Raw genomic sequence first — 11,324 nt, 5'->3', positions numbered from 1 at the left:
TTTGGAGTGAAGGGAATGACTCAGTTTCACCGCATCGCCGCCCTGCTGGCCCTGGCTTTTGTACTCGGCGGTTGCACCAGCAAACCGGTGTACAACGCCAAGGAAGAGTTCTCCAGCAACCTGGGCTTCACCGAATCACAGATGAGCCGCGCCATCGTCACTGCGCTCAATGATCGCCAATGGGTCGTGCAATCGGTGCGTCCGGGCATGATCAAAGCCGCGATCACCGTGCGTGGTCGGCATCACGCCGAAGTCGACATCCCGTTCACCCCGACTTCGTTCGAAATCGACTACCGCAGCAGCTACGGCCTGAATGCCAAGGACGGCAAGATCCACGGCAACTACAACCGCTGGGTCAACCGTCTGCGCGACAACGTACTCAAAGAGCTGTCGATCAACCCGGACATCGAAGCCGTCAACAGCCTTGGCATCATCAAGCAAGGCGCCGACGAGCCGACCTACCTCAGCTTCCGCGAAGGCGTCAAACGCGCCACCGACGCCGGCCTGCTCGACGGCAGCGTCAAGTTCTACCTGGCCGGCGAAACCCTGCCAAAACAGGTACGCAAACTCGACACCGTCAGCAGCAGCCGCAAGACCAACGGCTCGAACAAGTCCGACGAAGACGCCTGCTTCTGGGCCCTGCAATCGGCCCTCGCAACCCTGCAGAACGCCGCCAAAAAGGCCGACGCCAACGCCGTGATCAACATCGCCAGTGTCGACCAGCGCGACCTCTACAAAGACACCGAGAAATTCCAGTGCCGCGCCGGGCTGGTGGTGTCGAGTGTGGCGTTGCGTGGGGATTTGGCGCACGTGGATTGATGGAACTGTAGAAACGACAAAGGGCACCTTTCGGCGCCCTTTTTATTTTGCCCATCTACACTCGTTCAAGCAGGCAACCGCACCACACCTGCCAGAACGGCGAGCCCCAGTCGATCAAACACTCGCTGCTCTCTTTCACCGTCAAGGAGATGACCATGCAAGTGAAAGCCCTGATCGCCGCCACGCTCTTCTGCCTGCTCCCCAGCGCCAGCCACGCCACCAATCTGATGTACATGCCGTTCGAGACCGTGCTCTCGGATGCGCTTCGCGCCGGGCGGCTGGATGGCAGTGTGAAGTTCTATCTGGTTGGCAATGGGCCGCTGGGAACTCAACAGTTGCTAAGGAGGGGCGTGGTCAGTGATCTGAGCACCAACGGGTTCAACAAGAGTGATCAGTTCTCGTGCGAGTGGGTGTTGCAGTCAAACCTGATCAAGTTGCAGGCCGAGGCCAAGCGGGTCGGGGCGAATGCGGTGACCAATATCGTCAGTTATTACGACCAGCATGTGCGCAGGGATTTGAATACTTACGAGTGTCGAGCGGGGATTTTTGTCACGCGGGTGGCGTTGAAGGGGGATTTGGTGCGGTTGCCTTGAAGGGCAAGATCAAAAGATCGCAGCCTTCGGCAGCTCCTACATTTGGAATGCCTTTCCCTGTAGGAGCTGCCGAAGGCTGCGATCTTTTGACTTCAGGTTTTCAGAGGCTCGACCTTACTTGTAAGCAGGTCGACAAACGCCTTGGCCATCGGCGATTTCTGATCCTTGCGCTGCACAAGCCATACGGCCGACACCGCTGCGGGGTCGAGCAGCGGCCGGTAGACCACGCCGTCGATGCGCATCCGCTGGTAGGACGCCGGCAACACCGACACGCCCAACCCCGCCGCCACCAGACCGATGATGGTCATGGCTTCGCCGGCCTCTTGGGCGAAATGCGGGCTGAAACCGGCGTCGCGCGCCAGGCTGAGCAGTTGCGCGTAGAGACCGCTGCCATAACTGCGCGGGAAGAACACGAAAGGCTCCGGCGCCAGCGCCGAGAGAAACAAACCCTCCTCGCTGCCCTGCGCCAACGGATGCTTGGAACTGAGCACGGCGACCAGCGGCTCGCGCATCAATTCCACCACGCTCAACGAATCCGGCAAACCCAGCGGGCGCATGATGCCGACTTCAATTGATTCGTCGACCAGCGCCTCGGCAACCTGGGTGCTACTCATCTCACGCAAATGCAGATGCACCGCCGCAAACCGCTGGCGAAATGAAAAGATCGCCTGCGGAATGGTCGAGTTGAACGGCGCCGATGAGGTGAAACCGATCTTCAGTTCCCCAAGTTCGCCGAGTTGCGCACGACGGGCGACATCCGCCGCTTTGTCGACTTGCGCCAGCACCAGCCGCGCCTCTTCCAAAAACAATCTGCCGGCCTCACTCAGCTCCACCCGACGATTGGTCCGTTCAAAAAGACGTGCACCGACCTCTTGCTCGAGCGCCTGAATCTGCTGGCTCAGTGGTGGCTGGGAGATGCCCAGCACCTGTGCTGCGCGGCCGAAATGCAATTCTTCGGCGACGGCGATGAAGTAGCGCAGGTGACGCAATTCCATAGAAACCCCATTAGGTCGTTAAAGCTATCAAACAGGTCGAACAATATATTGGAAAGAAACATTAGCCAGCTATATGATTTTTTCATTGCCTGCCCGGCTGCGCTCTCCGAGGTCCGATGTGAAAACTGCCACCGCCCCCCTTGCCCATGAGGTTCCGCCTGCAGCTGACGATGTCGTCGCCGAACTGCAAGAGATCTACATCGAAAAAGGCACACCGATGTTCATGCGCACGGTGCTGGCGCTGTTCAGCGGCGGGTTCGCGACGTTTGCGCTGCTGTATTGCGTGCAGCCGATGATGCCGTTGCTGTCTCATGAATACGGAATCAACGCGGCGCAGAGCAGCCTGATTCTATCGGTGGCCACCGGTATGCTCGCCATTGGCTTACTGATCACCGGACCGATTTCCGACCGGGTCGGGCGTAAACCGGTCATGGTTGCCGCACTGTTCGCGGCAGCGCTGTGCACCATGGCCAGTGCAATGATGCCGAGCTGGCACGGCGTGCTGATCATGCGCGCGCTGATCGGCTTGTCGTTGAGCGGCCTGGCGGCGGTGGCGATGACCTATCTGAGTGAAGAAATTCATCCGCAACACATCGGCCTTGCCATGGGTTTGTACATCGGCGGCAACGCAATTGGCGGGATGAGCGGACGCCTGATTACCGGGGTGTTGATCGACTTCGTCAGTTGGCACACGGCGATGCTGGTGATTGGCGGTCTGGCGATGATTGCGGCGGCGGTGTTCTGGAAGATCCTGCCGGAGTCGCGCAACTTCCGCTCACGCTCGCTGCATCCACGCAGCTTGCTTGACGGTTTCACCATGCACTTTCGCGACGCCGGTCTGCCGCTGTTGTTTCTTGAAGCGTTCGTACTGATGGGCGCGTTTGTCACGCTATTCAACTACATCGGCTATCGCTTGCTGGCCGCACCGTACAACCTCGATCAAGTGTTCGTCGGTTTGCTCTCAGTGGTGTACCTGTCAGGGATCTACAGTTCGGCGAAGATCGGTTCGCTGGCGGACCAACTGGGGCGGCGCAAAGTGTTGTGGGCAACTATCGCGCTGATGTTCGCCGGTCTCGCGTTGACCATGTTTACACCGCTGCTGCTGGTGATCGTCGGCATGTTGATTTTTACCTTCGGCTTCTTCGCCGCACATTCGGTAGCGAGCAGCTGGATCGGCCGTCGAGCGATCAAGGCCAAGGGCCAGGCGTCGTCGCTATACCTGTTCAGCTATTACGCCGGGTCAAGCATTGCCGGGACAGCGGGCGGGGTGTTCTGGCATCTGGGTGGGTGGAACGGGATTGGACTGTTTATCGGCGCGCTGTTGCTGGTGGCGCTGTTGATAGCGTTGAAGCTGGCGAAGTTGCCGCCAATGGGTGGTGTGAAGGCCTGACCCAAAACCAGCGTGGGAGCGAGCCTGCTCGCGAAAGCGGTGGATCAGTCAGCAAATTTATTGACGCAAACTTCGCATTCGCGAGCAGGCTCGCTCCCACATTTGATCAGCGTCCGACTGTGGATTACGCATACAAAAACGCCCGGCATTGGCCGGGCGTTTTTTATTGCGTATCGATTACTCGTGATACTGAGCCGACAACTCATGCACCGCGCGCAGGAAGGCTCCGGCGTGTTCCGGGTCGACTTCCGGGGTGATGCCGTGGCCGAGGTTGAACACGTGGCCGCTGCCCTTGCCGTAGCTGGCAAGGATGCGCCCGACTTCGGTGCGGATCGCTTCCGGCTTGGCGTAGAGCACGGTCGGGTCCATGTTGCCTTGCAGGGCAACCTTGTCGCCAACACGAGCGCGAGCGTTGCCGATGTCGCAGGTCCAGTCCAGGCCCAGTGCGTCGGCGCCGGCCTCGGCGATGCTTTCCAGCCACAGGCCGCCGTTCTTGGTGAACAGGATCACCGGCACCTTGCGACCGTCGTTTTCGCGGATCAAACCGCTGACGATTTTCTTCATGTAGGCCAGCGAGAATTCCTGATATGCCGCCGCCGACAGATTGCCGCCCCAGGTATCGAAGATCTGCACCGCTTGCGCGCCAGCCATGATCTGGCCATTGAGGTACGAGGTCACCGACTGCGCCAACTTGTCCAGCAGCAGGTGCATGGCTTGCGGGTTGTCGTAGAGCATGGCTTTGGTCTTGCGGAAGTCTTTCGACGAGCCGCCTTCAACCATGTACGTCGCCAGTGTCCACGGGCTGCCGGAAAAGCCGATCAGCGGCACACGGCCGTTCAACTCACGACGGATAGTGCTGACCGCGTCCATCACATAGCCGAGGTCTTTGTGTGGATCCGGGATAGGCAAAGCTTCGATGTCGGCCAGGGTGCTGACGACTTTCTTGAAGCGCGGGCCTTCACCGGTCTCGAAGTACAGACCCTGGCCCATGGCATCGGGGATGGTGAGGATGTCGGAAAACAGGATCGCCGCGTCCAGTTGTGGATAGCGGTCGAGCGGTTGCATGGTGACTTCGCAAGCGAACTCCGGATTCATGCACAGGCTCATGAAGTCACCGGCGTGGGCACGGCTGGCGCGGTATTCCGGCAGGTAGCGGCCGGCCTGACGCATCATCCACACGGGGGTGACGTCTACGGGTTGCTTGAGCAGGGCGCGGAGGAAACGGTCGTTCTTCAGGGCAGTCATGTCGGCATCCGGAAAAAAAGTGCGGGCATTTTCTCAGAGCGCGAGGGAAAAGGCACGGATGCAGGTCAGCCTTTTGTCTATCGGGTCAATTTATTGCGTTGGAATGCAGACTTTGTAACGCCACAAAACACTGTGGGAGCTGGCTTGCCAGCGATGCAGACACCTCGGTGTGTCCAGATAAACCGAGGTGATGCTATCGCTGGCAAGCCAGCTCCCACAGGTATTGCGGTGCAGCTTAAAACGGTTTTAGACGCCCAGGTAATCAAGGATCCCTTCGGCGGCATTACGGCCTTCGAAGATTGCCGTCACTACCAGGTCGGAACCGCGCACCATGTCGCCACCCGCAAAGATCTTCGGATTGCTGGTCTGGTGCTTGTACTGACCTTGCTCAGGCGCAACGACGCGGCCCTGGCTATCCGTCTGGATTTCGAACTGTCCGAACCAAGGCGCCGGGCTCGGACGGAAACCGAAGGCGATGACCACGGCGTCGGCCGGGATGATCTCTTCGGAGCCCGGGATCGGCTCGGGGCTGCGACGGCCACGGGCGTCCGGTTCGCCGAGACGGGTCTCGACCACTTTCACGCCTTCGACCCGGTCTTCACCGACGATGGCGATCGGCTGGCGGTTGTAGAGGAATTTCACGCCTTCTTCCTTGGCGTTCTTCACCTCTTTGCGCGAGCCGGGCATGTTCGCTTCGTCACGACGATAAGCGCAGGTTACCGACTTGGCACCCTGGCGGACCGAGGTGCGGTTGCAGTCCATCGCCGTGTCGCCGCCACCGAGCACCACAACCTTCTTGCCTTTCATGTCGACGAAATCTTCCGGCGACTTTTCAAAGCCCAGGTTGCGGTTGACGTTGGCGATCAGGAAGTCCAGCGCGTCATAAACGCCCGGCAGGTCCTCACCGGCAAAACCGCCCTTCATGTAGGTGTAAGTACCCATGCCCATGAACACTGCATCGTATTCGGCGAGCAGTTGTTCCATCGTCACGTCAGTGCCGACTTCGGTATTGAGCCGGAACTCGATGCCCATGCCGGTGAAGACTTCGCGACGATTGCTCAGCACGCTCTTTTCCAGCTTGAACTCGGGGATACCGAAGGTCAGCAGACCACCGATTTCCGGGTTCTTGTCGAACACCACCGGGGTCACACCGCCACGCACCAGCACGTCGGCACAGCCCAGACCTGCCGGGCCAGCACCGATGATCGCGACACGTTTGCCGGTCGGTTTGACCTTGGACATGTCCGGGCGCCAGCCCATGGCGAACGCGGTGTCGGTGATGTACTTCTCGACCGAACCGATGGTCACTGCACCGAACCCGTCGTTAAGGGTGCAGGCACCCTCGCACAGACGATCCTGAGGGCAAACCCGGCCGCAGACTTCCGGCAGAGTGTTGGTCTGGTGCGACAGCTCGGCGGCCTGAAGGATGTTGCCCTCGGCCACCAGCTTCAGCCAGTTGGGAATGAAGTTGTGCACCGGGCACTTCCATTCGCAGTACGGGTTGCCGCAACCCAGGCAGCGGTGGGCCTGATCGGCCGACTGCTGGGGTTTGAACGGTTCGTAGATCTCGACGAACTCTTTCTTGCGTTGACGCAACAGTTTCTTCTTCGGATCTTTGCGCCCGACATCGATGAACTGGAAGTCGTTATTCAGACGTTCAGCCATTGTTAAAACCTCATCAAACTCTTCAGGCGCATATCACTGCGGGTTGGCACGAGTGCTGGAAAGCAACGATTTCAGGTTGGCAGCCTTAGGCTTGACCAGCCAGAAACGGCGCAGGTAGTCATCGAGGTTTTCGGCGAGTTCACGACCCCACTCGCTGTCGGTTTCCGCGACGTACTCGTTCAGCACGTTTTGCAGGTGGCTGCGATAGGATTCCATCGCCTCACCACTGATCCGCTGGATTTCCACCAGTTCGTGGTTGACCCGGTCAACGAAGCTGTTGTCCTGGTCAAGCACATAGGCGAAACCACCGGTCATGCCAGAGCCGAAGTTGTAACCGGTCTTGCCCAACACGCAGACGAAACCACCGGTCATGTACTCGCAGCAGTGATCGCCAGTGCCTTCCACAACCGTGTGGGCACCGGAGTTACGCACGGCGAAACGCTCGCCTGCGGTGCCAGCGGCGAACAGCTTGCCGCCAGTGGCGCCGTACAGGCAGGTGTTGCCGATGATGGCGCTGTTCTGAGTCTTATAAACGCTGCCCTTGGGCGGCACGATGGTCAGCTTGCCACCGGTCATGCCTTTGCCGACGTAGTCGTTGGCGTCGCCTTCCAGATACATGTTCAGACCGCCGGCGTTCCACACGCCGAAGCTCTGACCGGCCGTCCCTTTGAAGCGGAAGGTGATCGGCGCCTTGGCCATGCCTTGGTTGCCGTGCTTGCGGGCGATTTCGCCGGAGATCCGCGCGCCGATCGAACGGTCGCAGTTGCAGATGTCCAGTTCGAACTCGGCGCCGCTGAGGTCGTTGATCGCCGACGTCGCCAGATCAACCATTTTCTCGGCCAGCAGGCCCTGGTCGAAGGGCGGGTTGCGCTCAACCTGGCAGAACTGCGGCTTGTCCGCCGGGATGTGATCGCTGCCCAGCAGCGGAGTCAGATCCAGGTGATGTTGCTTGGCGGTCTGGCCTTCGAGGATGTCCAGCAGATCGGTGCGACCGATCAGCTCTTCGAGGGAGCGCACGCCGAGCTTGGCCAGCCACTCACGGGTCTCTTCGGCGACGTAGGTGAAGAAATTCACCACCATGTCGACGGTGCCGATGTAGTGATCCTTGCGCAGCTTCTCGTTCTGAGTGGCAACGCCGGTGGCGCAGTTGTTCAAGTGGCAGATGCGCAGGTATTTGCAACCCAGCGCGATCATTGGCGCGGTGCCGAAGCCGAAGCTTTCGGCGCCAAGGATCGCTGCCTTGATCACGTCGAGGCCGGTTTTCAGGCCGCCGTCAGTCTGCACCCGGACTTTGCCGCGCAGGTCGTTGCCGCGCAGAGTCTGGTGGGTTTCGGCCAGGCCGAGTTCCCAAGGTGCGCCCGCGTACTTGATCGAGGTCAGCGGGGAAGCACCGGTACCACCGTCGTAGCCGGAAATGGTGATCAAGTCCGCGTAGGCCTTGGCCACACCGGCGGCAATGGTGCCGACGCCAGCTTCAGCGACCAGTTTCACCGAGACCAGCGCCTTCGGGTTGACCTGCTTGAGGTCGAAAATCAGTTGCGACAAATCTTCGATGGAATAAATGTCGTGGTGCGGCGGTGGCGAAATCAGCGTCACGCCCGGCACTGCATAACGCAGCTTGGCGATCAGCCCGTTGACCTTGCCGCCCGGGAGTTGGCCACCCTCGCCCGGCTTGGCGCCCTGGGCGACCTTGATCTGCAGCACTTCGGCGTTGACCAGGTATTCCGGCGTCACGCCGAAACGGCCAGTCGCGACCTGCTTGATTTTCGAGCTCTTGATGGTGCCGTAACGCGCCGGGTCTTCGCCGCCTTCGCCGGAGTTGGAACGCGCACCAAGGCGGTTCATGGCTTCGGCCAGGGCTTCGTGAGCTTCCGGCGACAGAGCGCCCAGCGAGATACCGGCAGAGTCGAAGCGCTTGAGCACCGATTCCAGCGGTTCGATTTCACTGATGTCCAACGGCGTGTCGAGGGTCTTGACCTTGAGCAGGTCGCGAATCATCGACACCGGACGGTTGTCCACCAGCGAGGTGTATTCCTTGAACTTGGCGTAGTCGCCCTGCTGCACAGCGGCTTGCAGGGTGTTGACCACGTCCGGGTTGTACGCGTGATATTCGCCACCGTGAACGAACTTCAGCAGACCGCCCTGCTGGATCGGCTTGCGCGGGCTCCAGGCTTCGGCAGCGAGGGCTTTTTGCTCGGCTTCGATGTCGACGAAACGCGCACCCTTGATGCGGCTCGGCACGCCACGGAAGCTCAGGTCGCACACTTCTTCGGACAGGCCAATGGCCTCGAACAACTGCGCACCACGGTACGAAGCGATGGTCGAGATGCCCATCTTCGACAGAATCTTGAGCAGGCCTTTGGTGATGCCTTTGCGGTAGTTCTTGAACACCTCGTAGAGGTCGCCCAGCACTTCACCGGTACGGATCAGGTCGCCCAGCACTTCGTACGCCAGGAACGGATAAACCGCCGAGGCACCGAAACCGATCAGCACCGCAAAGTGATGCGGATCACGCGCGGTAGCGGTTTCAACGAGGATGTTGGAGTCGCAACGCAGGCCTTTTTCGGTCAGGCGATGGTGCACCGCACCGGTCGCCAGCGAAGCGTGGATCGGCAGTTTGCCCGGGGCGATATGACGGTCGCTCAGAACGAGCTGGGTACGGCCGGCACGCACGGCTTCTTCAGCCTGATCGGCGACGTTGCGGATCGCCGCTTCGAGGCCGACGCTTTCGTCGTAATTGAGGTCGATGACCTGCCGCTCGAAACCCGGGCGATCAAGGTTCATCAGCGAACGCCACTTGGCCGGGGAAATGACCGGCGAGCTGAGGATCACGCGCGAGGCGTGTTCCGGCGACTCCTGGAAAATGTTGCGCTCGGCACCGAGGCAGATTTCCAGCGACATCACGATCGCTTCACGCAGCGGGTCGATCGGCGGGTTGGTAACCTGCGCGAACTGCTGGCGGAAATAGTCGTACGGCGTGCGCACACGCTGGGACAGCACGGCCATCGGCGTATCGTCACCCATCGAGCCAACGGCTTCGTAGCCTTGCTCGCCAAGCGGACGCAGTACCTGATCGCGCTCTTCGAACGTGACCTGATACATCTTCATGTATTGCTTGAGCTGATCGACGTCGTAGAAAGCCGAACCGTGGTCGTTGTCTTCCATGGTCGCCTGAATGCGCAGGGCATTCTTGCGCAGCCATTGCTTGTACGGATGACGGGATTTGAGACGGTTGTCGATCGCGTCGGTGTCGAGGATCTGCCCGGTTTCGGTATCCACGGCCAGGATCTGGCCCGGGCCTACGCGGCCCTTGGCGATCACGTCTTCAGGCTGGTAGTTCCAGACGCCGATTTCCGAAGCAACGGTGATGAAACCGTTGGTGGTGGTAACCCAGCGCGCCGGGCGCAGACCGTTACGGTCGAGCAGGCAGACCGCGTAGCGACCATCGGTCATGACCACGCCGGCCGGGCCGTCCCACGGCTCCATGTGCATCGAGTTGTACTCGTAGAATGCACGCAGATCCGGGTCCATGGTTTCGACGTTCTGCCACGCAGGCGGAATGATCATCCGCACGCCACGGAACAGGTCGATGCCGCCGGTGACCATCAGTTCAAGCATGTTGTCCATGCTCGAGGAGTCGGAACCGACACGGTTAACCAGCGGGCCGAGTTCTTCCAGATCCATCAGATCATTGGTGAACTTGGTCCGACGGGCTTGAGCCCAGTTACGGTTACCGGTGATGGTGTTGATCTCGCCGTTGTGGGCAAGGAAGCGGAATGGCTGAGCCAGCGGCCATTTCGGCAGGGTGTTGGTGGAGAAGCGCTGGTGGAACACGCAGATCGCGGTTTGCAGGCGCTCGTCACTCAGGTCCGGATAAAACGCGGCCAGATCGGCCGGCATCATCAAGCCTTTATAGATGATGGTCTTGTGCGAAAAGCTGCAGATGTAGTGATCGCTATCGACAGCGTTGGTCACCGACGAACGGCGACGGGCGCTGAACAGCTTGACCGCCATGTCCTGATCGCTCAGGCCTTCGCCGCCAATGTAAACCTGCTCGATTTGCGGCAGGCGTTCAAGGGCCAGGCGACCGAGGACGCTGGTGTCGATTGGCACTTTGCGCCAGCCGATCAGTTGCAGGCCTTCGGCGAGGATCTCGCGGTTCATGTTCTCGCGAGCGGCTTCGGCCTTGGCCGAATCCTGGTTGAAGAAGACCATGCCCACGGCATATTGCTTGGGCAACTCGACGCTGAAGGCTTCCTGAGCGATAGCGCGCAGGAAGGCGTCGGGCTTTTGAATCAGCAGACCGCAACCGTCACCGGTCTTGCCGTCGGCATTAATCCCACCGCGGTGGGTCATGCAGGTCAGGGCCTCAATGGCCGTTTGCAAAAGGGTATGACTGGGCTCGCCCTGCATATGGGCTATCAGGCCGAAACCGCAGTTATCCTTGAATTCATCTGGTTGGTACAGACCTGCTTTCATAGACACTTTCTCACCAGGCTGCCTCTTTTCGAGGCAAATTTCTTTTCAATTCAACCACTTGCGATCCGCGCCGAACGTACGCCGGCTTGGCGGGGGCAAAAGGGTGGTCATTGTACACAGCGACACAGAGGCTCACAA

7 protein-coding genes are annotated in these 11,324 nt (G+C 59.9%); 3 read left to right on the top strand and 4 right to left on the bottom strand.

Annotation, left to right across the window (positions count from 1 at the left end; genetic code table 11):
• Window positions 1-15: 15 nt before the first annotated feature.
• Complete coding sequence (locus H8B20_RS18110) at window positions 16-819, top strand: hypothetical protein (RefSeq protein WP_042557276.1); 804 nt, start codon at window positions 16-18, stop codon at window positions 817-819.
• A gap of 155 nt (window positions 820-974) precedes the next feature.
• Entirely contained in the window at window positions 975-1,412 is a 438-nt protein-coding gene (locus H8B20_RS18105) for an excinuclease (RefSeq protein ID WP_210624087.1), read from the top strand.
• Between the two features lie 92 nt (window positions 1,413-1,504).
• On the opposite strand, the gene H8B20_RS18100 is transcribed toward H8B20_RS18105, so the two are convergent.
• Entirely contained in the window at window positions 1,505-2,407 is a 903-nt protein-coding gene (locus H8B20_RS18100) for a LysR family transcriptional regulator (RefSeq protein WP_210624086.1), read from the bottom strand.
• Between the two features lie 118 nt (window positions 2,408-2,525).
• Between H8B20_RS18100 and H8B20_RS18095 the strand changes: the two genes are divergently transcribed.
• A complete protein-coding gene (locus H8B20_RS18095; RefSeq protein ID WP_210624085.1) occupies window positions 2,526-3,797 on the top strand; it encodes an MFS transporter in 1,272 nt (423 codons plus the stop codon).
• Window positions 3,798-3,974: 177 nt separating this feature from the next.
• On the opposite strand, the gene hemE is transcribed toward H8B20_RS18095, so the two are convergent.
• The 3 genes from hemE to gltB form a co-directional block, all read right to left on the bottom strand.
• Window positions 3,975-5,042 carry a uroporphyrinogen decarboxylase gene (hemE, locus tag H8B20_RS18090; RefSeq protein ID WP_007909440.1) on the bottom strand — a complete coding sequence of 356 codons (1,068 nt, stop codon included), beginning with the start codon at window positions 5,040-5,042 and terminating at the stop codon, window positions 3,975-3,977.
• 246 nt (window positions 5,043-5,288) lie between these two features.
• Window positions 5,289-6,707, bottom strand: a complete 1,419-nt coding sequence (locus tag H8B20_RS18085) for an FAD-dependent oxidoreductase (protein ID WP_210624084.1) — start codon at window positions 6,705-6,707, stop codon at window positions 5,289-5,291.
• 33 nt (window positions 6,708-6,740) lie between these two features.
• The gene (gltB, locus tag H8B20_RS18080) at window positions 6,741-11,186 is read right to left on the bottom strand and encodes a glutamate synthase large subunit (protein ID WP_210624237.1); all 4,446 of its coding nucleotides are present in this window, start codon (window positions 11,184-11,186) and stop codon (window positions 6,741-6,743) included.
• Window positions 11,187-11,324: the final 138 nt, after the last annotated feature.

This window comes from Pseudomonas sp. P42 (assembly GCF_017973755.1).
Lineage (GTDB): Bacteria > Pseudomonadota > Gammaproteobacteria > Pseudomonadales > Pseudomonadaceae > Aquipseudomonas > Aquipseudomonas iridis.
Note: the sequence above shows the minus strand (reverse complement) of the source record. Positions and strands in the feature narration are given on the sequence as shown.

Excerpts from the sequence above, each read along its gene's own strand:
- H8B20_RS18085 (WP_210624084.1), bottom strand. The coding sequence starts at position 6,707 with ATGGCTGAACGTCTGAATAACGACTTCCAGTTCATCGATGTCGGGCGC.
- gltB (WP_210624237.1), bottom strand. The coding sequence starts at position 11,186 with ATGAAAGCAGGTCTGTACCAACCAGATGAATTCAAGGATAACTGCGGT.
- H8B20_RS18100 (WP_210624086.1), bottom strand. The coding sequence starts at position 2,407 with ATGGAATTGCGTCACCTGCGCTACTTCATCGCCGTCGCCGAAGAATTG.
- H8B20_RS18110 (WP_042557276.1), top strand. The coding sequence starts at position 16 with ATGACTCAGTTTCACCGCATCGCCGCCCTGCTGGCCCTGGCTTTTGTA.
- hemE (WP_007909440.1), bottom strand. The coding sequence starts at position 5,042 with ATGACTGCCCTGAAGAACGACCGTTTCCTCCGCGCCCTGCTCAAGCAA.
- H8B20_RS18105 (WP_210624087.1), top strand. The coding sequence starts at position 975 with ATGCAAGTGAAAGCCCTGATCGCCGCCACGCTCTTCTGCCTGCTCCCC.